19 protein-coding genes are annotated in these 23459 nt (G+C 43.1%); 2 read left to right on the top strand and 17 right to left on the bottom strand.

The genetic code is table 11. From position 1 onward, the window contains the following. Position 1: 1 nt before the first annotated feature. Together MKY77_RS10475 and MKY77_RS10470 are read right to left on the bottom strand one after the other, a co-directional pair. Positions 2–877, bottom strand: a complete 876-nt coding sequence (locus MKY77_RS10475) for a YicC/YloC family endoribonuclease (RefSeq protein ID WP_339145761.1) — start codon at positions 875–877, stop codon at positions 2–4. Positions 878–1071: 194 nt separating this feature from the next. Beyond that, positions 1072–3759, bottom strand: coding sequence for a calcium-translocating P-type ATPase, SERCA-type (locus MKY77_RS10470; RefSeq protein ID WP_339145760.1), 2688 nt, complete (start codon positions 3757–3759; stop codon positions 1072–1074). Positions 3760–3918: 159 nt separating this feature from the next. On the opposite strand from MKY77_RS10470, the gene MKY77_RS10465 reads away from it, so the two are divergent. Then, positions 3919–5622 carry an NFACT RNA binding domain-containing protein gene (locus MKY77_RS10465; RefSeq protein WP_339145759.1) on the top strand — a complete coding sequence of 568 codons (1704 nt, stop codon included), beginning with the start codon at positions 3919–3921 and terminating at the stop codon, positions 5620–5622. A 44-nt stretch (positions 5623–5666) separates the two neighbouring features. On the opposite strand, the gene MKY77_RS10460 is transcribed toward MKY77_RS10465, so the two are convergent. Together MKY77_RS10460 and MKY77_RS10455 are read right to left on the bottom strand one after the other, a co-directional pair. Then, on the bottom strand, positions 5667–6299 hold the full coding sequence (locus MKY77_RS10460) for a hypothetical protein (protein ID WP_339145758.1): 633 nt from the start codon (positions 6297–6299) through the stop codon (positions 5667–5669). Beyond that, positions 6286–6816, bottom strand: a complete 531-nt coding sequence (locus tag MKY77_RS10455; RefSeq protein ID WP_339145757.1) for an RNA polymerase sigma factor — start codon at positions 6814–6816, stop codon at positions 6286–6288. Before MKY77_RS10455 ends, MKY77_RS10460 begins: the two co-directional genes overlap by 14 nt. Positions 6817–6992: 176 nt before the next feature. On the opposite strand from MKY77_RS10455, the gene MKY77_RS10450 reads away from it, so the two are divergent. Continuing rightward, positions 6993–7751, top strand: coding sequence for a SurA N-terminal domain-containing protein (locus MKY77_RS10450; RefSeq protein WP_339145756.1), 759 nt, complete (start codon positions 6993–6995; stop codon positions 7749–7751). Here MKY77_RS10450 and MKY77_RS10445 read toward each other — a convergent pair. The 13 genes from MKY77_RS10445 to lspA all read right to left on the bottom strand — a co-directional run bounded on the left by MKY77_RS10445 (position 7748) and on the right by lspA (position 22940). Next, positions 7748–8773: a nuclease-related domain-containing protein gene (locus MKY77_RS10445; protein WP_339145755.1), complete on the bottom strand. Its 1026-nt coding sequence runs from the start codon at positions 8771–8773 to the stop codon at positions 7748–7750. The genes MKY77_RS10450 and MKY77_RS10445 overlap by 4 nt on opposite strands. A gap of 889 nt (positions 8774–9662) precedes the next feature. Next, positions 9663–10295 carry an orotate phosphoribosyltransferase gene (pyrE, locus tag MKY77_RS10440; RefSeq protein WP_339149785.1) on the bottom strand — a complete coding sequence of 211 codons (633 nt, stop codon included), beginning with the start codon at positions 10293–10295 and terminating at the stop codon, positions 9663–9665. Positions 10296–10303: 8 nt separating this feature from the next. Continuing rightward, the gene (pyrF, locus tag MKY77_RS10435; protein WP_339145754.1) at positions 10304–11017 is read right to left on the bottom strand and encodes an orotidine-5'-phosphate decarboxylase; all 714 of its coding nucleotides are present in this window, start codon (positions 11015–11017) and stop codon (positions 10304–10306) included. Further along, positions 10989–11930 carry a dihydroorotate dehydrogenase gene (locus tag MKY77_RS10430; protein WP_339145753.1) on the bottom strand — a complete coding sequence of 314 codons (942 nt, stop codon included), beginning with the start codon at positions 11928–11930 and terminating at the stop codon, positions 10989–10991. Before MKY77_RS10430 ends, pyrF begins: the two co-directional genes overlap by 29 nt. After that, positions 11927–12703 carry a dihydroorotate dehydrogenase electron transfer subunit gene (locus MKY77_RS10425; RefSeq protein ID WP_339145752.1) on the bottom strand — a complete coding sequence of 259 codons (777 nt, stop codon included), beginning with the start codon at positions 12701–12703 and terminating at the stop codon, positions 11927–11929. The genes MKY77_RS10430 and MKY77_RS10425 overlap by 4 nt, the downstream gene beginning before the upstream one ends. Next, a complete protein-coding gene (gene carB, locus MKY77_RS10420; RefSeq protein ID WP_339145751.1) occupies positions 12703–15918 on the bottom strand; it encodes a carbamoyl-phosphate synthase large subunit in 3216 nt (1071 codons plus the stop codon). The genes MKY77_RS10425 and carB overlap by 1 nt, the downstream gene beginning before the upstream one ends. After that, positions 15903–17000, bottom strand: a complete 1098-nt coding sequence (locus tag MKY77_RS10415) for a carbamoyl phosphate synthase small subunit (protein ID WP_339145750.1) — start codon at positions 16998–17000, stop codon at positions 15903–15905. Before MKY77_RS10415 ends, carB begins: the two co-directional genes overlap by 16 nt. Then, positions 16997–18286, bottom strand: coding sequence for a dihydroorotase (locus MKY77_RS10410; RefSeq protein ID WP_339145749.1), 1290 nt, complete (start codon positions 18284–18286; stop codon positions 16997–16999). Before MKY77_RS10410 ends, MKY77_RS10415 begins: the two co-directional genes overlap by 4 nt. Then, complete coding sequence (locus tag MKY77_RS10405; RefSeq protein ID WP_339145748.1) at positions 18252–19178, bottom strand: aspartate carbamoyltransferase catalytic subunit; 927 nt, start codon at positions 19176–19178, stop codon at positions 18252–18254. Before MKY77_RS10405 ends, MKY77_RS10410 begins: the two co-directional genes overlap by 35 nt. A gap of 161 nt (positions 19179–19339) precedes the next feature. After that, positions 19340–20659, bottom strand: coding sequence for a solute carrier family 23 protein (locus tag MKY77_RS10400; protein ID WP_339145747.1), 1320 nt, complete (start codon positions 20657–20659; stop codon positions 19340–19342). A gap of 153 nt (positions 20660–20812) precedes the next feature. Further along, entirely contained in the window at positions 20813–21355 is a 543-nt protein-coding gene (gene pyrR, locus MKY77_RS10395) for a bifunctional pyr operon transcriptional regulator/uracil phosphoribosyltransferase PyrR (protein ID WP_237661984.1), read from the bottom strand. 206 nt (positions 21356–21561) lie between these two features. Next, the gene (locus tag MKY77_RS10390) at positions 21562–22476 is read right to left on the bottom strand and encodes an RluA family pseudouridine synthase (protein ID WP_339145746.1); all 915 of its coding nucleotides are present in this window, start codon (positions 22474–22476) and stop codon (positions 21562–21564) included. Beyond that, entirely contained in the window at positions 22473–22940 is a 468-nt protein-coding gene (gene lspA / locus MKY77_RS10385; RefSeq protein WP_339145745.1) for a signal peptidase II, read from the bottom strand. The genes MKY77_RS10390 and lspA overlap by 4 nt, the downstream gene beginning before the upstream one ends. Positions 22941–23459 lie beyond the last annotated feature (519 nt).

The following is a 23459-nucleotide window of genomic DNA, read 5'->3' as shown; positions in this document are numbered from 1 at the left end:
ATTACTCAATGTTTTGCACCTGTTCTTTAATTTTCTCCAGGCAAGCTTTCATTTCGACTACCAAATTTGCAATCTTTGCGTCATTAGCCTTGGAACCGATGGTATTCACTTCCCTGTTCAATTCCTGGACAAGGAAATCGAGCTTCCGCCCCACCGGATCTGTCGAATGAAGGGACTGTGTGAATTGACCAAGGTGGCTATGTATCCTCTTCAGTTCTTCATTAATGTCCGCTCTATCTGCAAAAATAGCGGCCTCTGCCATGATCCGTTGTTCATCTATCTCAGAACCGAGAAACTCCTTCATTTTCTTCTCGAGTCGTTTACGGTATGCTTCCACCACCAAAGGAGCAAATTGTTGAAGCTCTTTGGCCATATTTTCGATATATGTAAGATGAATGAAAATGTCCTCTTTCAACTGTTCCCCTTCAAGGGTCCGCATGGAAACCAATTGTTCGGTCGCCAATTGCACTTGTTCAAGCAGGGACATTTCTATCTCTTCCATACCTGTCGGAGCCTCTTTAATGGTAAAGACATTCTCTAGTTTTAGTATATCATTAATTTCAATGGAACCTGAAATCTGGTGTCTATCCTTTACTTTATGTAATGCATCTATGTATGCAGAGAGCAATTTCCAATCTACATCCAGTGAATGTTCATGGATGTTTTGCCCTTCAATAGTAATGAAAATTTCGACTCTTCCTCTATGCAAATATGAGCCAACTGCTTTTTTTAACTTCTCTTCCAATACTAGAAACTGCTTAGGCATTCTTATATTGATCTCACAAAAGCGGTGGTTGACAGATTTCATTTCGATAAGAATCTTATAAGTCCCCTGATTCGCTTCCGCCCGACCAAAGCCTGTCATACTTTTGACCATTATACTCACTTCCGTTCTGAAGTATAGCAGAGCTGTTCTCTGAAAATTGCGCTGGTATTGGCTATTATTGATGCTAAGCAACCACTATATTAGCATTGTTTCCTCTAATTTAAAAGCTATTTTTACATAAATTTAACCTATGCAGCAAAAGAAGAAAAGGCAATAGAGAAAACCTCTCTACTACCTTTCTTATATTATACCATATTCTTTTTTGCTTTTCCTGTGAAAAGGGTGCCCACCAATAAAAATGTTGGAAGGGAAGCCATTCCGAGAATCAACAGCCATTCTTTCGGATCAAGTGCCACGGTATGGAAAATACCCTGCAACGGTGGATAATAGATGACGATCAGCATCAAGATGATACTCGAGATGACCGCACCAACAAGGTACATGTTCTGGAACGGGTTGCGATGGAATATGGATCTTTCACTTCTGCAATCGAATACATGGATGAGTTGCGCCATGACTAGCGTAGCAAAAGCAACTGTCTGTGCATATACCAAGTTGTCCGGATGTTGCTTATAAACAATGATGAAAGCAATCAAAGTGGCTAGTCCGATTAAAAACCCACGTGATACAATTTTCCACCATAGCCCTCTTGCAAAAACCCCTTCCCGCGGATGTCTAGGCTTTCGCTTCATTACATCGCCCTCCGCCTGATCAAGTCCAAGCGCCATGGCTGGAAGACCATCTGTAACAAGGTTTACCCATAATATCTGAATAGGTACAAGAGGCAGAGGCAGGGCCAAAAGCATCGCAAATAGCATCACCAAGATCTCCCCAACATTTGAAGCCAACAGGTAGCGAATGAACTTCCTGATATTCTCATAGATGTTACGCCCTTCCTTGATGGCTGACTTGATAGTGGCGAAATTGTCGTCTAGCAAAACTAAAGAAGAGGCTTCTTTGGCCACATCCGTTCCGGTGATACCCATTGCAATCCCAATATCTGATGCTTTTATTGCCGGAGCGTCGTTAACCCCATCTCCCGTCATTGCCACAATATGACCCTTCTTCTGGAGAGCCTTTACAATGGATAGTTTATGCTGGGGCGATACTCTGGCGAATACGTAGACATCGTCCACCATTTCCTCTAGCTGTTCCTGTGTCATCGTTTGGAGCGTTTTTCCTTCCAACACCTTACCACCCATCGGTAGGATGCCGATTTCGGATGCAATCGCTTTTGCCGTCACAATATGGTCTCCTGTGATCATGACCGTCCTGATCCCAGCCTCTTTACATTCCCTTACAGCCTGTTTCACTTCTGGGCGAGGTGGGTCAATCATCCCTTGGATACCTATAAACACCAGGTCCTTTTCTATCTCTTTTTCAAGCATACTTTCATGGAAATTCGAAATCGGCTTAAATGCAACGGCAATATTACGTAATGCTTGTGAAGCCAGGGTATGAACCGTATCTTTGACGATGTTTTCATACTTACTTGAGAAAAGCTCCTTTTTTCCGTCCCATAAAAGGGATTCACTCACATTTGTTATTACATCAGGAGCACCTTTTGTGATGACAAACAATTTTCCCTGCTTATCTTTCACCACGATGCTCATCATCTTCCGTTCTGAGTCAAACGGATATTCTTTTACTAGTTGAAATTCACTCAAAAGGCTTTCACGAGTGTAACCCGCCTTCATGGCGGCAACCGCAAGCGCCCCTTCAGTAGGGTCTCCATCTAGAATATAGTGCTTATTCTTCTTAATAATGTTGGCATGATTACATAACAGCCCAAATGTTAAAAGCTGTTGTAGTGATTTATTCTTATTGGCACTCTCAGGTCCTTCTGTATGAAACTCCCCTTTCGGTTCATACCCGTTGCCTGTCACACTCCAGGTTGCTCCCCCAGACCAAACATGGGTCACCGTCATTTTGTTCTGAGTGAGCGTTCCTGTTTTATCCGAGCAGATGACAGATGCACAGCCAAGGGTCTCCACTGCCGGAAGCTTTCGGACAATGGATTTTTGTTTGATCATTCGCTGGACACCAAGGGACAATGCAACGGTCACTATCGCCGGCAGACCTTCCGGGATGGCTGCAACTGCCAGAGAAACACCAGCAAGGAACATGTCATATAAACTATGGCCTTGAAGAACCCCTACAACTACCACTAAAAGGGTCAGGATCAAGGCTACCGTGATCAGTATCTTTCCAAGTTGCTCCAACTTTCTCTGCAAAGGAGTGATCGTCGTCTCGGCAGATTGCAATAGATCGGCAATTTGCCCCATGGCGGTGTTCATGCCCGTTGCAACCACTACACCCACTCCGGTACCACGCGTGACGAGTGTCCCCATAAAGGCCATATTTTCCTGGTCCCCGATTGCCACATCCGACCCGTGTACAGGTTTATCACTTTTTACAGAAGGAACTGATTCCCCTGTTAAAGCGGACTCTTCAATTTCAAGGGAACTGGCCTGTACAATTCGAAGATCTGCACCGATCCTGTCACCACTGCCAAACTTGATGATGTCACCTACTACCACTTCCTTTGATGCCACTTTCCGCCATTCCTTCTCCCTGAGAACTGTCACTTGGGGAGCTGATAGTTCTTTCAGTGCTTGCAACGACTTTTCCGCTTTTCTCTCTTGGAAAAATCCAAGAAATGCATTGATCACAACAATGGCTATAATGGCAACAGCATCGATATATTCACCAAGGAGCCCAGAAATCAACGTTGCCGCAAGTAATACAACCACCATGAAATCCTTGAATTGTTCTAAAAACAATAAAAAGGCGTTCGGCCTCTCCGCCTCTTGAAGTTCGTTCGTCCCAAATTGCAACAGACGATTTTTCGCTTCTTTTTCACTAAGCCCTGCTTCCAAATCTGAGTTGATCTGCTCTTCCACTTCTCCTGCTCTCATTTCATGCCATTTCATCTGTCCCACCTCACAACCTTTGCACAAAATCTATCTACCACAGCATATTCGGACTCGTCCAAAAAAATGATATACTTTTTGGGCGTTCGCAAGATTGTTAAGATATAATGAGGAAAAGAGACCTTATAAGTTTTTTGACAAGAAGGGAAGTTTACATATATGAGTTTTGATGGAATTTTTACATACGCCATGACAAACGAGCTGAAGGAAAAGCTTGAAAGCGGAAGGATCACAAAAATCTACCAGCCTTATAAAAATGAGCTAGTGCTTACCATACGTTCTGGCAGGACAAATCACAAACTGCTCATCAGTGCCCATCCAAGCTATGCAAGGTTGCACTTGACAGAGGAATCCTACGAGAACCCATCGGAGCCGCCAATGTTTTGCATGCTCCTGCGAAAGCATTTGGAAGGCAGTATCATTACGGATATCCACCAAGTAGGCATGGACCGCATCATAATATTCGATGTTAAAGCAAGAAACGAAATCGGGGATGTTTCCTACAAGCAGCTAATAGTGGAAATCATGGGGCGCCACTCCAATATCATTTTCATCGATAAAGAAAAGCAGATGATCCTGGACAGCATCAAGCATGTCCCGATGGCCCAGAACAGGCATCGAAGCCTGACACCAGGCCAAACTTATGTCCTTCCACCTGCTCAGGATAAAATCAATCCTCTAGAAGCAACAGAAGAAACGGTAAAGAGAAAACTGGACTTTATCGGGGGAAAGCTCGACAAGCAGCTTGTTAACACTTTTGCCGGGGTCTCCCCTTTATTCGCCAAGGAAGCTGTTCATTTGGCTGGACTGGCAAATAGGGACACCCTTCCTAAAAGCTTCATTGCCTTGGTGGATAAAATCAAAAAAGGTGATCTCTCGCCGCAGATCATTACATCAGACAATAAAGAAGTTTTCTATTTACTTGACCTTGAACACCTTAAAGGGGAAAGTAAAAACTTTGCTTCACTTAGCGAAACACTTGACCGATTCTACTTCGGAAAAGCATCAAGGGATCGCGTAAAGCAGCAAGCAAACGACCTCGAACGTTTTATCACAAACGAAATCCAGAAAAATGAAAAGAAAATTGTAAAGCTTGAACAGACCTTAGTGGATGCACGGGACGCAGAGAAATTTCAATTATACGGGGAGCTGCTGACTGCCAACCTTTATCAAATCTCGCGCGGAGATACCGAGGTAACGGTTGTGAACTATTATGATGAGGAAGGCGGCACCATCACCATTGCACTGGATCCGCAACGATCGCCTTCCAGCAACGCACAACGATACTTTAACAAGTACCAAAAAGCAAAGAATTCATTAGCTATCGTGGAAGAGCAGATTGAAAAAGCGAAAGCGGAAATCGAATACTTTGAAATGCTGAACCAACAGGTGGAAACGGCCTCTCCTAAGGATATTCAGGAAATCCGTGAAGAGCTGATGGAAGAAGGCTACCTGCGCATGAAGCAAAAACGAAAAAAACTTAAGCCACAAAAACCTGTTCTTGAGAGTTATATTGCTACTGATGGGACAGAGATTCTAGTAGGCAAGAACAATAAACAAAACGACCACCTTACCAATAGGATTGCCCGTCGAGACGATGTATGGCTACATACTAAAGACATACCTGGCTCCCATGTGGTCATCAGAAATTCCGAGCCGACAGAGGAGACCATTAAAGAGGCTGCCACCATCGCGGCCTACTTCAGTAAAGCCCGACATTCAAGCTCTGTTCCGGTCGATTTCACCAAAGTGAGGCATGTCAAGAAACCTTCCGGATCTAAACCTGGATTTGTGATCTATGAACAGCAACAGACCGTGTACGTGACACCGGACGAAGAAATGATCATTGGACTGAAGAAGTAATGAGAGAAGCACCTGCTCTTGTGAGAGAGCAGGTGCTAGTTGTATTATCTTAAATTTTTTTGAAAGCTTTCAAGAATCACTGTTGCCCCTTGTTCCAACTCATGATCTACATCAGGAACGTTAATTTGCAAATAGGCAAAAGGCTCTCCATCCTCCCTGCTCATAATGAAATGCTGAGTTTGAAAAATATTCATTGACTTCACATGTTCCCGATATAATGTTGTGGGATAAGTTAAACCTTTCAGGTCCCTTTCTTCCATGACCTTCATCCGGTCGATCTCTTTATCACATTGTTCCTCACAAAATGCTAGCTTTCCTACTACCTCTCCATTTTCATTTAGGATTAACCATGTGTTCATTTGATCCTGGCTAAGCCTTAAACCCATTTCACTTAAAACAGGAACTCTAGGAGTGGGATTTGCTGCACCGCTTGTATATTGGTCCACCTTTGAGTTCCCATTAACCAGATAGTATCCTCCAACACCAAGTGCAAATATTAATAGCGTTATAGAAAGAATGGGGGCAAGATGGAAGTTGAATTGCATAGATTTCTTCTTTTTTGACATATTTTCCTGCAACGAATGAAGGACTTCCTGTCTTTCGTTCGGTTCCAAACAGATTGATTGAAAGCTTTTGGAAATACGCTGCCATTCATTCTGATCATTAGATATTTTCATGTACATACCCCTCCTTTTCCAACTGTTTTTTTAACGCCAGTTGAGCTCGAAAAAGGGTTGTTTTCACTTTTGCCTCTGACCAATCGAGGACTTCTGCGGTTTCATGAATGGACATTTCTTTTAGTTTCCGGAGCACAATTACCTCTTTATAGGAATGTTTCAGTTTACTCAGCGCAGCATATAAATGCACTTCCGTTTCCCCCAGTTCCACTATCTTTTGCGGACAATTCCCATTGTCTACGGATAAAAGATTCCACTCCCTTAGAAAGAAAGCAACCGGCCTAGCTCTTCTCTGATAATCTATCGTTACACTTCTGGCGATCCGATATAACCAATTTTTCACACTTGCTTTCCCTTGATACTGTTGCAAACTGAAATAAGATTTCAAAAAGGTATCATGCATGAGATCCTTGGCTACTTCCTGGTCCCCTGTAAGCATTACTATAAAACGATAAATTTCATCGCTATGTATATCGTACCACTCTTGAATTTTTTGTTTGGCAAATTCCTCGTCCATCCCGTCCCCTCCTTTTTCATGTGTTCTAAAGACGAATAAGAAGATATAAAGTTACATCAAATTTTCATATTTTTAGGTTTATTTTAACAAATAAAAGGGTAATCATTTGCTTCCTTATAAAAAGCATGTTTAAATGGAAAAATAGTTTTAAATGTTTTTCAAATGGAGGTTACAACATGAAAAAGAAATTGACGATTTTTCTAGTAGCGATGTTAACAGCTGTTCTTTTAGCTGCATGTGGTTCTAATGGAAATAATGCTGCTAACGAAGGCAATGGAAACAAAGAGGCGCAACAAGGCCAGGAACAACAAACTCCTGAAGTGGAAGAAGTAGATCCCGAGAAAGTTGTCGCTAAAGTCAATGGTCAAGAAATCAAAGGACAAGAATACAACAACATGCTTCAACAAACTCAGATGATGATGATGCAATTCGGTCAAGGCGGAGACGCTGAGGCAATGAAGGATCAAACACTGAACACATTGATCGATCAAGAGATTCTTTCTCAAGAAGTAGCAGATAAAGGCTACGAAGCAAGCGAAAAAGAAATCGAAGACTATATCAATGATATTAAAGCAGGTTACGAAAGCGAAGAAAAATTCGAAGAAGCACTAGAAGCAAGCCCTCTTACAATGGATACGTTGAAAGCACAGATCGCTGAAGAGTTGGCCCTTCAAAAGTATATGGAAAAAGAATTCCCTGACACAAAAGTGTCGGACGAACAAGTAAAAGAATACTACGACCAAGCGAAACAACAAAGTGAAGCACAGCAAGCGGAAGCTCCTGAAGGAGAAGAAGCTCCAGAAAACCAATTCCCTGAGTTCGCTGAAGTAGAAGACCAAATCCGTGGTCAACTAGAACAAGAAGAAGTCCAAAAGAAACTTCAAACTCTAGTGGAAGACCTTAAGAAGGACAGCGAAATCGAAAAATTAATCTAAGGAAGTATCCGCACCCCATTTTCATTATGGGGTGCGTTTTGTTGTTTCCAGAGACTTTTTAAACAATATTTTGTATTGCTTGTTGAGCCGGTTTTTTCGAGGGATAAGTTCTTTATGATTCTTCTAGCAGTCCTTACATTGTCAATACGTAAAAACCTACAAACTTCTCTTATTGTAATATAGGTATCTATTAACAAGAAATAGTCAACCAAAGCCTGAATATGGGCATCTTTTGAAAAGTGTCTACAAAATGGACACTTCCATCCTCTTAATTCCCTTTCCATAGCTAGTTTTTCACACACGGGACACGCTACTCCTGTGTTAATTTCCATTGAATTAATATGGTATTCTTTAAGAATATCTTCATTTTTGGGAGAGTGATTGTTGATGATTAACGTGAAGATTTCATGAGAGGAGTGACTGCCCGAAATGATTGGCTGATGCTTAGCTATAACATTTTCTAATTTAAACGTTAATGCTGGGTTTCTGATGACATACTCTTGAATCAATGAAGGATTAGAGATAGCTTTAACTATCGCATTCTGATTGGTGATGACAACAAAATAATAACCCGGATAACCTTCCACATTGTGTTGTGATAACCAACTTTTGAATCGGTTATATTGCATTTTCACTTGCAAGATAGGATCTTGCCTGGATATTTCTTTATTTTCCTCTTTTTTGATCTGAATCAGCTGTTGGTAGTCTGGATCAAAATGTAGTGTACCTGTTAAGTGCTTGGTTTCTAGAAGAATAAAAAATGAAGGAAAAAGGAGAAGCATATCCATCTGAAAATAGTAATGGCCTAGAAGCAATCTTGCACCCCTTATCATTTGACATCTATTACTCCTATTAATATGCGATAAATAATATCCTATGGAAGACTCACCATAATCGCCAGAACGCTTTTTCCCCAACTCACTCTCTACTTGGACATACTTTTCATGCATGGGAGAAAGCCTTGTATGCAACGCATGAAGCTTACGCTGCAATAATGAACGATATTGCTCTTGTTTTTCCAAACTATCACACCTTTCTTTTTTCTCACTTGCATATTACGACATTTTTCTCCATAAATCCTGCATGATTAATGAAATTGGATTTTGATGGGGTCGATAAAGATAAAAGGTTGCTTTTGGAGGAAGGGATTGATTGAAAATAATGATTTTTATATTTCCTTTCGCACAGTCCAGCTATCCGTTCTACAACTTAATCTCCATCTTCTACACCTTAATGCCGGCGTTCTACCTTTTCCGGCTCCACTTCTACCACTTCACTACGTACTTCTACCACTTCACTCGCATGTTCTACCACCTGGCTCTTCAGTTACCTAATTTTAAAATTGGGTAATTTAGGATCTTAGACCTACATCGTAACAAATTAAACTGGAGTGGGTCCATGTACCCGAACGCCGAGGCAAACTAACCGTTCTACAACTTAAGCTCCATCTTCTACACCTTAATGGCGGCCTTCTACCTTTTCCGACCTCCCTTCTACAACTTCAAAACATACTTCTACCACTTCACTCGCATGTTCTACCACCTGGCTCACCAGTTATCTAATTTTAAAATTGGGTAATTTAGATCTTAGTTCTACATCAACAGTTAATCAAAATGGAGAGATTCCATGTTTCCGAACGCCCAGGCAAACTAACTGTTCTACAACTTAATCTCCATCTTCTACACCTTAATGGCGGCCTTCTACCTTTTCCGGCTCCACTTCTACAACTTCAAAACATACTTCTACCACTTCACTCACCTCTTCTACCACCTCGCTCTTCAACAACATAATTTAAAATTCGGCAATTAATGATCCCTTCACTTCAGCACCTCCCTCCAAATTACCAAGCAACCAAAATATCCCCCCCAGACCACCCGGCCCAGAGGGGAAACGTTCCAAATCTCATTCAACCTAAAACTCCATCCAAGTCTCACTTGTAGGGTTCTCCACCCACTTTGAAAGCTTCTTGCGATCTCCTTCTAGAATGTAGTCCTTCTCAATTGCCACATCCATCAAGGTCTGATAATCACATAGTGCATGTGCTTGAATATCATAATTGGCCAAGTTGTCATTGGCCACTTCCAATCCATATGTAAAAATGGCTACCACACCAAGCACTTCACAGCCTGCTTCCCTCAGTGCCTGGACTGCCGTGATTGCACTGCCGCCTGTAGAGATAAGATCTTCCACTACCACTACTTTCTGCCCGGCTTCCACATGTCCTTCAATTTGATTTCCTTTACCATGCGCTTTCGCCTTGCTGCGAACATAGCACATTGGCAAGTTCAGCTCATTACTGACCAATGCAGCATGAGGTATCCCGGCAGTGGCTGTTCCAGCTACCACCTGCACATCAGAAAACTTTGAAGCAATCAGTCTAGACAAGGATTCCGCAATATTTTTACGCACACGTGGATAAGAAATGGTCAAACGGTTGTCACAATAAATAGGTGATTTAATTCCTGAGGACCATGTAAAAGGTTCATTTGGTTGGAAAAATACCGCCTTGATTTCCAGTAAGTCTTCCGCCACTGTTCTGTTCATAATATCGTTCATCCTATCTCCACTCCCTGCCATTGTTGTAGTATCGCTTCATACGCCTTATGAGGGTTTGCAGAACGTGTGATACTGCGTCCCACTACGATTTCTGTTGCGCCAAATTTTCGCGCCTCCAATGGAGTTACCACACGTTTCTGGTCATCCACATTATCCTCTTTCATCCGTATTCCAGGGGTGACTTTTTTGAACTCCTCTCCCAACGCTTCCCGAAGTATAGTAGCCTCTAGTGAGGAACAAACCACTCCATCTAACCCGGATTCAAATGCATTTCGAGCATAATGTAGAACCACACTGTCAAGCTTAGAAGCAATCATGAGATCTTCTTGCATACGTTTTTCCGTCATACTAGTAAGTTGAGTGACAGCAATCAAGTTTGGGCGTCGTCCAACCGCCCCTTCCATCAATCCTTCCAACCCAGCCTTCATCATTTCTTTCCCGCCGGCAGCATGGAGATTGGTCATCGTCACTCCTAGCTTACCAAGGCCTTTCATCGCTTGATAAACGGTATGGGGGATATCGTGAAGCTTTAAATCCAGGAATACGTCGTGGCCGTCGGCAACCAAAGATTCCACAATCCTTGGGCCTTCCTGGTAAAACAGTTCCATCCCGACTTTCACATATAATTTCTCATCCCCGAAATTCGCAAGAAATCTTGAAACTTCCTCTTTGCCAGCAAAATCAAGTGCGACTATAAGCGATTTTTGCATGCTGCTTCCAGCTCCTTCCGATACACTCTGAAATATGCTCAAATCCTAATTCGTGCATTTTATAAGGAAGTTCTTCGATGATGGTTGGACATATAAAAGGATCCACAAAGTTTGCAGTCCCGACAGCTACGGCACTTGCTCCTGCGAAAAAGTATTCCAGCACATCTTCTGCAGACTGAACTCCACCCATGCCGATGATAGGGATGGAAACCTTCTGGCTAACTTCATGAATCATACGTATGGCTACCGGCTTAATTGCCGGACCGGATAATCCACCTGTACCATTCGCCAATACCGGTCGGCCTGTTTTCAAATCGATTCTCATCCCAAGCAATGTGTTGATCATCGTCAACCCATCGGCCCCAGCCCGCTCAATTGCCAGCGCAATCTCTGAAATGTTTGCAACATTTGGAGATAATTTAACATAGACCGGCACTTCTGAAACTTCCTTTACTGCCTTCGTGACCTCAAAAGCTACCGCAGGGTCTGTACCAAATGCGATACCCCCTGTTTTAACGTTTGGACAGGAGATGTTCAATTCCAAAGCGTGAACATTCGGTGCCGCAGAGATTTCTTTCGCAACCTTAACATAGTCCTCAATCAAGGATCCTGCGACATTGGCGATGATAGGCACATTGTAGTCGGCTAAAAACGGTAGCTCTTCCGACAGCACCTTTTCCAGTCCGGGATTCTGCAGGCCAATTGCATTAAGCATTCCTGCGTTGGTTTCTGCAACCCTTGGAGTAGGGTTACCAAACCTAGGCTCTGCAGTGGTAGCTTTTATCATGATCGCTCCAAGGACATTCAAGTCATAAAGCTTGGCATATTCCCTACCGAAGCCAAAGCATCCGGATGCAGGCATAATCGGATTCTTCAAGTCTAGTCCTGGCAATTTAATAGATAAGCAACTCATAGTACAACCTCCCCTGCTCGGAATACCGGTCCATCTGTACAAACTTTTTTGTAAGAGTACCCTTCTGGATCTTTTTGAAGATGACACACACATGCAAAGCACGCACCGATGCCACAGCCCATCCGCTCCTCAAGAGAGAGATAGACATTTTTATCAGGGAATAGGTTTTCAAGTGCTGCAAGCATTGGTGTTGGACCACAGGCGAAGAGGGTAGTAAATGATGGCTGAATCTCATCCAACACATTTGTAACAAACCCTTCCGTTCCATATGTCCCGTTTACCGTTGCTACATAGGTGTCGCCGAAGTAGGCAAATTCATTTTTATAAAATACATCTTCTTTCGATTGAAAGCCGAGTACGTGAGTGGTACTTACTCCCCTGCGGTTTAACTGTTTGGTTAACTCTAGCAGTGGAGGGACACCGATTCCTCCCCCTACAATCAATGCATGATCGCCGCGTTGTAAGTCTTCCAATTGAAAACCGTTTCCGAGGGGCCCCAAAATGTCCAGCTTTTCACCTGGCTGTTTTCCCGCCAAAATCATCGTTCCTTTTCCCTCAGCTCTGTAAGTGATCTTACATTGTCGTTTTTCCTTATCAATGCATGAGATACTGATCGGACGCCTTAAAAGAGTGTCGAACCCTTCTGTTACCCGGATATGAACAAACTGACCAGGGGAACTCATCAGATCGACGAGTTCTCCTTCCAAGGTCATTTCATAGATATTCCTTGCAATGTGAGTTTGAGAGATGATGGTCATCCAGGCTTTTTTCATTAACTGTACACCGCCTCTTTTTCTTTGCTTTCCAAGGTTTCAATCGATTCGATGGAGAATGTCATCGATTCTAGTACTCTCAGGATCGCTTTTGCTGTATCAAGTGAAGTCAGGCAAGGGATCCCATTTTCCACTGATTCGCGTCGGATTCTGAATCCATCACGTGCAGGCTGTTTGCCTTTAGTCAGCGTGTTGATAACAAATTGTGCTTGCCCTTTTCTAATGACATCAATCAGGTTCGGTGATTCTCCACCAATTTTATTTACAACCGTTACCGGGATGTCCGACTCTCCGAAGAACTCGGCAGTTCCTGCTGTTGCCAAAAGTTTATAACCGATACGGTGGAACCTTTTCGCCAGTTGAAGTGCTTCTTCCTTGTCCTTGTCGGCAATGGTGAACAACACAGAGCCGTAAGTTTTTATAGAAATCCCAGAAGCAACCAGGCCTTTATATAATGCTTTTTCAAGGGTAATGTCTTTCCCCATAACTTCCCCGGTAGATTTCATCTCTGGGCCAAGCGTGATGTCGACGTTACGTAGTTTTGCAAAAGAGAACACTGGCACTTTCACGAAAACTCCTTTTGTTTCTGGTTGAAGTCCGGAACCGTAGCCCTGGGCTGCAAGACTTTCTCCCAAGATGATCTTGGTTGCTACCTTGGCCATCGGCACATGGGTTATTTTGCTTAAGAATGGTACGGTACGGCTTGATCTCGGGTTTACTTCGATTACATAGACTTCCTCTTTATAGATGACAAATTGAATGTTGAGTAGTCCAATAATGTTCAAGCCTTGTGCCAACCTTGTAGTGTAGTCGATGATTTGCTCTTTGATTGTCGCACTCAGCGTTTGTGGTGGATAAACCGCGATCGAGTCACCAGAGTGTACCCCAGCACGTTCGATATGCTCCATGATGCCTGGTATGAATACATCTTTTCCATCTGAGATCGCATCTACTTCGATTTCTTTACCTGTCATGTATTTATCAATCAGTACAGGATGTTCAGGGTTGATTTTCACTGCATTTTTCATGTAGTGTAAAAGTTCTTCAGACTTATAGACGATTTCCATCGCACGCCCGCCTAGGACATAGGATGGACGTACAAGCACCGGGTAGCCAATTCCTTCGGCAATTTCGATTGCCTCAGGGATAGAGATGGCTGTTTTCCCTTTAGGCTGTGGAATTTCAAGGATGTTCAATGTCTGTTCGAATTTATCACGGTTTTCCGCTCGATCTAAGTCTTCTAATGAAGTACCTAGAATTTTAACTCCTCTGGCTTCTAATTCCGCTGCAAGGTTGATTGCCGTTTGGCCACCAAATTGCACGACGACTCCTTTTGGCTTTTCCAGATTGATGATATTCATGACGTCCTCGATTGTCAGCGGCTCAAAATAAAGCTTGTCAGAAATACTGAAATCCGTTGATACTGTTTCTGGGTTATTATTGATGATGATTGCTTCATAACCCGCTTCCTTTATTGCCCAGACAGAATGTACCGTCGCATAGTCGAACTCAACGCCTTGTCCGATTCGGATCGGACCAGAACCCAACACGACGATGCTTTCTTTTTCTGTAACTTCCGATTCGTTCTCCTCTTCATACGTTCCATAGTAGTAAGGGGTGCTGGATTCGAACTCAGCTGCGCAAGTATCCACCATCTTATAGACAGGGGCGATGTTTTCTTGAAGGCGAAGTTCATAGATGCCTCTCTCGGTTGTCGACCATAGTTTGGCGATCGTCTCGTCGCTGAAGCCCATTTCTTTTGCTTCTAACAGCGTGGAAAGGCAGCCATTGTTGCTTGTAACGAACTCTTCCATCGTCAAGATTTTATGGAGTTTTTGCAGGAAAAACAGATCGATCTCGCACCAGTCATGGATAGTCTGAATGGTGACGCCCCTTCTCATCGCTTCAGCGATATAGAACAACCTCTCATCTCCAGCTTTTCTGATACGTTTTTCCACTAGTTCATCTGATAAACCTTCGCTTCCTTCAAGCTCGAGATAGGAAATATTGGATTCCAAGGAACGGACCGCTTTTAGAAGTGATTCCTCAAACGTTCTTCCGATTGCCATTACTTCCCCGGTTGCTTTCATTTGTGTTCCAAGTCGACGATTTGCAGATTCGAACTTATCAAATGGGAACCTAGGAATTTTTGTTACGATATAATCAAGTGCCGGCTCAAAACATGCATATGTTTTTCCTGTAACAGGGTTCATCATTTCATCCAGCGTCAAGCCTACCGCGATTTTCGCTGCAAGCTTCGCGATCGGATAACCTGTTGCCTTGGAAGCAAGTGCAGAAGAACGGCTTACCCTCGGGTTAACTTCAATAATGTAGTAGTTGAAACTGTGTGGATCAAGTGCAAGCTGTACGTTACATCCGCCCTCGATTTCCAAGGCACGGATGATTTTCAGGGATACATTACGCAATAACTGGTATTCCCTGTCACTAAGCGTTTGACTTGGAGCCACTACGATGGAGTCTCCTGTATGTACTCCCACCGGGTCGATGTTTTCCATGTTACATACGACAATTGCGTTATCATTGCTGTCTCGCATCACTTCGTATTCAATTTCTTTGAATCCTGCGATGCTTTTTTCTAGAAGACATTGAGTTACCGGGCTATTTTTCAAACCGCTTGTTACGATTTCAATTAATTCTTCTTCGTTGGAGCAAATTCCTCCACCTGTACCGCCAAGCGTATAAGCAGGTCTTACGATGACCGGGTATCCTACTTGCCCTACAAATTCATATGCTTCTTCAAGGTTTGTGATGATTTCACTTTGTGGGACAGGCTCTCCCAACTCATTCATCAAGGTACGGAACAGGTCGCGGTCCTCCGCTTTTTGGATGGCAGATAGCTTTGTGCCAAGAATCTGTACATTACATTCTTCTAGAACGCCTGCTTCTGCCAGTTCCACAGCAAGGTTCAGCCCTGTCTGTCCGCCAAGGGTTGGAAGGATGGCATCTGGTCGTTCCTTGCGGATGATTCTGCTCACAAATTCCACCGTTAATGGCTCCATGTATACTTTGTCCGCCATTTCCTGATCTGTCATGATGGTAGCAGGATTGGAGTTCACTAGGATGACGCGATACCCTTCTTCGCGAAGGGCAATACACGCTTGCGTACCTGCATAATCAAATTCTGCTGCCTGGCCGATCACAATTGGACCGGACCCGATTACTAAGATGGATTGGATGTCTAGACGTTTTGGCATACAAGCTCCTCCTTTTTTGCTTCCTTGATAAGTTCCATGAATTGATCGAATAAATAGTTCGCATCTTCTGGTCCTGGACTTGCTTCCGGGTGGTATTGAACCGTGAATACCGGGTAATCTTTATGTTTTACACCTTCTACCGTGCCGTCGTTCAATGCGATATGCGTTACTTCCAGTCTTGTATTCCCTAATGATTCTTCCGTGACGGTGTAGCCATGGTTCTGGGAGGTTAAGGCCACTTTTCCAGTTTTCAAATCTTTTACTGGGTGATTGGAACCTCTATGGCCGAATTTCATTTTTTCTGTGTCAGCTCCACATGCAAGGGCAAAAAGCTGATGTCCGAGGCAAATGCCAAATACCGGAACTTTTCCAAGTAGTCCTTGAATCATGGTGATGGCTTCCGGAACGTCTTTTGGATCTCCAGGTCCATTGGACAGCATCACACCATCTGGGCTAAGTTGCATGATTTCTTCTGCAGTGATGTTGTATGGAACCACTACCACGTCACATCCGCGTTTGTTCAACTCTCTTAAAATACCATGCTTCATCCCGAAATCCACCAGCACCACTCGGTAACCGCGACCTGGACTAGGATATGCCGTCTTGGTGGACACTTGATGTACCTGGTTGGTTGCAAGCGTCGTGGTTTTCAATTGTTGAATCACTTCTTCACGATCTACATCAAGCCCACATAAAGCACCTTTAAGCGTTCCATGCTGACGAATGATTCTTGTCAATTTTCTAGTGTCGATACCTGCAATTCCCGGAATGTCTTTCGCTTTGAAAAACTCATCCAGTGTCCATTGGTTACGAAAATTGGAAGGATAATCACTTACTTCTTTTACAATAAAACCGTTTATGGCAGGATGAATGGATTCAAAGTCATCTCTGTTCACTCCGTAATTCCCCACAAGCGGATATGTGAGGGTCACAAGCTGACCGCAGTAGGATGGATCAGATAAGATTTCTTGATAACCTGTCATCCCTGTATTAAAAACCACTTCGCCAATAGAGTCCTTTAAGCTGCCAAACGCCTTTCCTACAAAGAAAGTGCCGTCTTCTAAAATTAGTTGTCGATTCATACTTGAACACTACCTTTCTGCCAAACTAGTTTTCCTTCTACTATTGTCATTACTGGCCACCCTTTGCATTCCCAACCTGTGAAAGGTGTGTTTTTCCCTTTTGAGAGGAAGGTTTCCGGATTAATCGTTGATAAGCTATTCAAATCAATAATTGTAAGGTCGGCAGTAGCTCCTATTTCTAGTTTTCCACTTTGCAGTTTGAACACTTCTGCAGGCTTAACAGTCAGCCAATCCACTAATTGCTTTAATGTAAATTTCTTAGTTTCCACAAAGTTTGTATAGAGTAATGGAAAGGCAGTTTCCAGGCCTACTATTCCAAATGGTGCTTTTTCCATGCCTTCCGCTTTTTCCTCTGCTGTATGGGGAGCATGATCTGTTGCGATGAAATCAATGGTTCCGTCTAGCAAGCCCTCGATTAGTGCTTCTTTGTCCGCTTTTCCTCTTAATGGCGGGTTCATTTTGAAATTCGGATCAAGTCCCGGGATATCATCTTCACAAAGTAGCAGATGATGTGGGCTTACTTCGGCTGTCACTTTAATGCCAGCTCGCTTTGCGTCTCTTACCACTCTGACAGATTCTTTTGTACTGATATGGCAGACATGATAGTGGCAGCCCGTAGCCTCCGCAAGCAAAATGTCACGTGCGATATGAACGGATTCACATACAGATGGAATCCCATTCAACCCATGTTCCTTGGAAAATGTCCCTTCATGGACAGCTCCTTTGTTTATCAGTGTATTTTCTTCACAGTGAGCAACAATCGCCATATCAAGCGCAGCCGCTTGTTTCATTGCTTCAAGCATTTTGGAGGCATCCTGGACGCCAACCCCATCGTCAGTAAAAGCGAAAGCACCAGCTTCTTTTAACTCGACAAAATTGGTAAGTTCCTGTCCAAGCTGTCTTGTAGTGATGCAAGCATATGGAAGTACGCGAACACTCGCAGTTTCTTCGATTCTATTATTCAACCAATCTAGCTGTTCTTTCGTATCAGGTGTAGGTCTTGTATTAGGCATCGCGCAGATGGTGGTGAACCCACCTTTAGCAGCTGCCATCGTTCCAGTTTCAATCGTTTCTTTCTTTTCCCCGCCAGGTTCCCTTAGGTGTACATGGACATCGATGAACCCTGCGGATAAAAGATTGCCTTCAAGATCGATCACTTCTTCATTGCCGTTATCTTCAATGTTGGAGGCGATGCTTTTAATGGTTTTATCCTTGATCAGGATATCCACCTTTTCCATTTCACCTTCAGAATTAAGCCATTTCCCATTCTTTAATAATGTTGTCATGCTCTTTTCCTCCTTCATTGTTTGTTAGTGCTTTTTTCAGTACAGCCATTCTCATGTATAAGCCGTTTTCCATCTGCTTGAAAATCCTTGAGCGCTCGCATTCCACAAGTTCTGAAGCAATTTCCACCCCACGGTTGATTGGTGCCGGGTGCATGATGATACTGTTCGGCTTCATTTCTTTTTCACGTTGGATCGTCATACCGTATTGCTCGTGGTAATCATCCAATCCTGCTTTACCGCTGTGATGCCTTTCATGCTGTATTCTCAAAAGCATCACTACATCACTTGTTTGTATCGCATCTTCCATAGTGATGTAAGCCTCTTTTGGATAACTGTTATCCTTCCATTCATCAGGTGCGACAAATCTTACCTTTGCACCCAGTCGCTCCAGTACTTCTGCGTTGGATCTTGCCACCCGGCTATGGCGGATATCGCCAATAATGGTTATCTTTAAGTTCTCGAAGTGCTCAAACTCCTGGAAAATTGTCATCAGGTCCAATAACGACTGGGTTGGATGATTCCCACAACCATCGCCTCCGTTGATGATCGCTGCCCCGATAGTATGTAACTGGTTGAAATATTCTTCTTCTGGGTGGCGAATGACAAGTGCACTTACGCCTAGGGACTCTAGTGTTTTAGCTGTATCGTACAAGCTTTCACCTTTGTTGACGCTTGATGTACTGACTTCAAATGGCAGCACTTGAATACCAAGCTTTCTTTCTGCCACTTCAAAGCTGCATTTTGTTCTTGTACTTGATTCGTAGAAGAGGTTGGCAACGAATGTCTGTTTTCCTGGTGTCCATTGTTTTCCTTGTTGAAATTCTATTGCTTCTTCAATCAGTGCCATAATCTCCTCGTTTGCCAAGTCACTCATCATTCGTAAGTGTCTCATTTTCATCCCTCCCGTTTCATAAAAAAACACCCTATCCATTTTGCCGGAAGGGTGTTTTGCTCATACTCAGGTAAACAAGAGGATACTTTTGCAGAATCTTCCTTGTTTGATGAGTTTTTGCCTTGCACCCTTCTCAGCCTCTCTGGACTTGTTTTAAAAGGTTAAGCTACTGTATTTTGTTCTTCGTCCATCACATCATGTTCTGATGCTGCGGATTCTCTGCCCGGTAAGAAAAGGTTAAGGAAAATTCCGATGATCGTTGCCAGTGCCATTCCTGCAATCTGCAGATCCCACACTTTAATGAAAGCTCCTCCAACACCTATTACCATGATTACAGAAGCGATGATCAGATTTCGTTTAACACTGAAATCTACTTTATTGTCAATTAATGTTCTTAGACCGCTTGAAGCAATTATTCCAAACAAGAGGATGGATACTCCGCCCATTACCGCGCTTGGAATGGTGCCGATCAAGGCTGATATTTTACCGATAAATCCGAACATGATGGCAAGAACTGCCGCCCCTCCGACAACAAAGACACTGAATACTCTCGTTATGGCCAGGACCCCGATGTTTTCACCATAAGTTGTGTTAGGTGGGCCACCAATTAAGGAGGCGATCATCGTTGCCACACCATCCCCTAAGATGGAGCGGTGTAGTCCTGGTTTTTTAATAAAGTTCTTACCGACAATTTTACTGATTACCATTTGATCTCCAATATGTTCTGCGATGGTTACAATTGCTATCGGAACCATGATACCGATGATGGACACTGTCACCATTGGGGAATAATCAACAAACGGTACGATAAAGTTCGGTGCTTCGATCCACTTTGCTACACTCACTGGTGTCAAGTCAATCAATCCTGCAAAATATGCTGTAATATATCCACCAACAATACCAATCAGTATCGGGATAATCCCGAAGATTCCTCTAAGGAAAATCGCACTAACAATGGTAATGCCAAGTGTTGTCAAGGCTACCGTAAGATGTTTCACACTATAAATCAGTTCAGCTTCTGGTGCGCCGGGGTTTTCATACATCGCCATATCGACTGCAACTCCGGCTAAACCGAGTCCTATAACTATAATGACCGGCCCTACTACAACCGGAGGCAAAATGGTTAAGATCCATTGATGGCCAAGCTGCTTGATCAATAGAGCCACAATTCCATAAACCAACCCTGCAAGGAACCCCCCTACCATCGCTCCGCCGGGACCTGCAAGTTCTGAGGCCGCTATGATCGGCACGATGAAGGCAAAGGATGAACCGAGATATGCTGGTATCTGACCTTTTGTGATGAAGATGTAAGCAAGCGTTCCAAGGCCACTTGCAATTAATGCGACTGCTGGATTCAACCCTACAAGTGCAGGTACTAATATCGTAGCGCCAAACATGGCGAATAAATGTTGTATACTGAAAATCAGCCATTTTGATTTGCTCGGTACTTCATGTATGTCTAAAACTGGTTTCTCTCTCATCAGTTTACCTCCCGTATTTTCCCATAAAAAAACTCTTTGGCAGCCTGATGGCGCAAAGAGGTAGAGAGGTCCCTAGAAAATCCGCCAGCAGCGAATTCTAAAACCAATTTACCCCTTTGCCAGCCTCACGGGACTGCATTTAAAAGGGCTTATTTATTTATCATGTATACTAACTTGATCATTATTATCTATTTCGGATAGTTCCACTACTATCTTTTCGGTGCTTGCCGTCGGAATATTTTTCCCTACGAAATCCGCTCGTATCGGTAGCTCCCTATGACCTCTGTCTACAAGTACAGCTAATTGAATTTGAGATGGTCTGCCGAAATCCATTAGCGCGTCCATTCCCGCTCGAACCGTTCTACCTGTAAATAATACATCATCCACGAGGATAACTTTTTTATTGTTTATGTCCACCGGTATGTCAGAACCTTTAACAAGCGGTTCATTATCGGATGTCTTGGTAGTAAGGTCATCCCTGTACAAAGTTATATCCAATTCCCCAACTGCTATTTCCTTTTCTTCTATTTGATTGATGCGCTCGGCCAATCGTTTGGCTAAGTGAATCCCTCTTGTTTTTATCCCAACAAGAACGGAGTCTTCCACACCTTTATTTCGTTCAATGATTTCATGGGCGATGCGAGTTAACGCTCTTCTTATTGCCTGCTCGTCTAAAATCAAAGCCTTTTCCGCCATTTTCCTCACCCTTTCGTAACCTTACCTATAACGAGAAACAAAAAACCTCTCACCGAATGATGAGAGGTTTTTGTACATGAAAATAGAGGGGTGGCTATAAATATAGCTTCTCCATTCGCATATGCCGTTACCTTCTCAGCCTCACGGGACTGTCGTTTAAAGGTCTTATTCAACTGTAATGATTATCTCAAAATAACTTTAAGATGTCAATGATTTTTTAAATGTTTTAAAACGCGCTCGAATTCTGGCGGATTGGGTGCCTCGAATTCCATGTATTCTTCCGTACGAGGATGTATAAAACCTAGGATTCCCGCGTGAAGAGCCTGTCCTTCAATATCCAGTGATTTTTTCGGACCATATTTCGGGTCACCCGCCAAGGGGTACCCAATATACTTCATATGGACACGGATTTGGTGGGTGCGCCCGGTTTCAAGCTGGCACTCAATATGCGTAAAGTCTTTATATCGTTCAATCACTCGGAAGTGAGTGACGGCGTTTCTGCTGTTTTCATCTGTCACCGTCATCGCCTGGCGATCTTTTTTATCCCGGCCGATCGGAGCATCGACAGTCCCTACATCATGGGAAATAACACCGTGTACAATTGCTTGATACTTCCGTGTTACAGTCTTTTCCACGAGCTGGTTGACAAGTTTTTCATGTGCAAAATCGTTTTTTGCGATCATCAAAAGCCCGGAAGTGTCTTTATCAATTCGATGTACTATGCCAGGTCTTAAGACACCATTGATACCTGAAAGGTCTTTACAATGAGCCATTAAACCATTAACAAGTGTTCCGGTCGCATGCCCTGCTGCAGGATGGACCACCATGCCTCGCGGTTTATTTACCACAATGACATCCGCATCTTCATAGTAAATATCAAGGTCCATCTCTTCTGGCACAACATCCAATGCCTCCGGTTCGGGTATGGTAACGGTTATGTCATCACCTACACTACACTTATAGTTAGGTTTAGTTTTTTCTCCGTTTACAAGCACTTGTCCGTCTTTGATCCATTGCTGGACCTGCGAGCGTGACCATTCCTCATTCTGAGTGGATAGCACCTTGTCGATACGGTCATTCTTCTGTGATTCATCGATCTGGATCGTCATGGTTTCTGTCATTTTTTTGTTAACTCCTTCTCTTTCTTGCCTTCAAGTATCGTTAAGACTAATATGATTCCAACACCTATCACTAATGCAGAATCCGCCACATTGAATATTGGAAAATCATAGGTAAAAATGAATGTGTTGATGAAGTCAATCACTTCCTGGTGTAACACTCGATCAATGAAGTTACCGATCGCCCCTCCTAGCATCAAACTCAATGCAAGCTTCATCCAAGGCTGATCTTTAGGCAACTTTTGCAAGTACACAACAAGTCCGATTACAACACCTACTGTAATAATATAAAAAAAGTACATCTGGCCTTCTAATATCCCCCAGGCAGCTCCACGATTGCGGTGGGAGGATAAGTACAAAAAGTTATGTATAATCGGAATGCTTTCTCCAAGCTCCATGTATCTTACAACCAACCATTTTGTTAGTTGGTCGAGAATGATAATTCCAAGTGCAATAAGATAATACATCTTGACAAGTACCCCCAGCTTTTTATATGTACTTTTGAATTATAGCAAATAGAGGGTTGTAAATAAAGCTGAAGTATTGACAGATTAGTTTCTATACTAAAAAACTGGGCAAACCGCTCATTCCTTATAAAGATGGATAATTTCTTAATTAAAGTTGATAAGAGTGGTTCCATACATCCTCTATGACGACTGAACTTCTATTTTTTGTATTTCTGGTGGTTCCATACACCCTCTATGGCGACTGAACTGCTCTTTTTTGTGTTCCTGGTGGTTCCATCCCCCCTCTATGACGACTGAACTGCTCTTTTTTGTGTTTCTGGTGGTTCCATACACCCTCTTTGACGACTGAGCTTCTATTTTTTGTGTTCCTGGTGGTTCCATACACCCTCTATGACGACTGAACTTTTCTTTTTTGTGTTTCTGGTGGTTCCATACACCCTCTATGGCGACTGAACTTCTATTTTTTGTGTTCCTGGTGGTTCCATACACCCTCTATGACGACTGAACTTTTCTTTTTTG

The sequence above is a fragment of the Sutcliffiella sp. FSL R7-0096 genome (assembly GCF_038595065.1).
Classification (GTDB): Bacteria; Bacillota; Bacilli; order Bacillales; family Bacillaceae_I; genus Sutcliffiella_A.
The sequence above is the reverse complement of the archived record's forward strand: the minus strand, read 5'-3'. Positions and strand labels throughout refer to the sequence as shown.

Coding starts and splice junctions, on each gene's coding strand:
- MKY77_RS10475 (WP_339145761.1), bottom strand. CDS start 877: ATGGTCAAAAGTATGACAGGCTTTGGTCGGGCGGAAGCGAATCAGGGG.
- MKY77_RS10470 (WP_339145760.1), bottom strand. CDS start 3,759: ATGAAATGGCATGAAATGAGAGCAGGAGAAGTGGAAGAGCAGATCAAC.
- MKY77_RS10465 (WP_339145759.1), top strand. CDS start 3,919: ATGAGTTTTGATGGAATTTTTACATACGCCATGACAAACGAGCTGAAG.
- MKY77_RS10460 (WP_339145758.1), bottom strand. CDS start 6,299: ATGAAAATATCTAATGATCAGAATGAATGGCAGCGTATTTCCAAAAGC.
- MKY77_RS10455 (WP_339145757.1), bottom strand. CDS start 6,816: ATGGACGAGGAATTTGCCAAACAAAAAATTCAAGAGTGGTACGATATA.
- MKY77_RS10450 (WP_339145756.1), top strand. CDS start 6,993: ATGAAAAAGAAATTGACGATTTTTCTAGTAGCGATGTTAACAGCTGTT.
- pyrE (WP_339149785.1), bottom strand. CDS start 10,295: ATGAACAGAACAGTGGCGGAAGACTTACTGGAAATCAAGGCGGTATTT.
- pyrF (WP_339145754.1), bottom strand. CDS start 11,017: ATGCAAAAATCGCTTATAGTCGCACTTGATTTTGCTGGCAAAGAGGAA.
- MKY77_RS10430 (WP_339145753.1), bottom strand. CDS start 11,930: ATGAGTTGCTTATCTATTAAATTGCCAGGACTAGACTTGAAGAATCCG.
- MKY77_RS10425 (WP_339145752.1), bottom strand. CDS start 12,703: ATGAAAAAAGCCTGGATGACCATCATCTCTCAAACTCACATTGCAAGG.
- carB (WP_339145751.1), bottom strand. CDS start 15,918: ATGCCAAAACGTCTAGACATCCAATCCATCTTAGTAATCGGGTCCGGT.
- MKY77_RS10415 (WP_339145750.1), bottom strand. CDS start 17,000: ATGAATCGACAACTAATTTTAGAAGACGGCACTTTCTTTGTAGGAAAG.
- MKY77_RS10410 (WP_339145749.1), bottom strand. CDS start 18,286: ATGACAACATTATTAAAGAATGGGAAATGGCTTAATTCTGAAGGTGAA.
- MKY77_RS10405 (WP_339145748.1), bottom strand. CDS start 19,178: ATGAGACACTTACGAATGATGAGTGACTTGGCAAACGAGGAGATTATG.
- MKY77_RS10400 (WP_339145747.1), bottom strand. CDS start 20,659: ATGAGAGAGAAACCAGTTTTAGACATACATGAAGTACCGAGCAAATCA.
- pyrR (WP_237661984.1), bottom strand. CDS start 21,355: ATGGCGGAAAAGGCTTTGATTTTAGACGAGCAGGCAATAAGAAGAGCG.
- MKY77_RS10390 (WP_339145746.1), bottom strand. CDS start 22,476: ATGACAGAAACCATGACGATCCAGATCGATGAATCACAGAAGAATGAC.
- lspA (WP_339145745.1), bottom strand. CDS start 22,940: ATGTATTATCTTATTGCACTTGGAATTATCATTCTCGACCAACTAACA.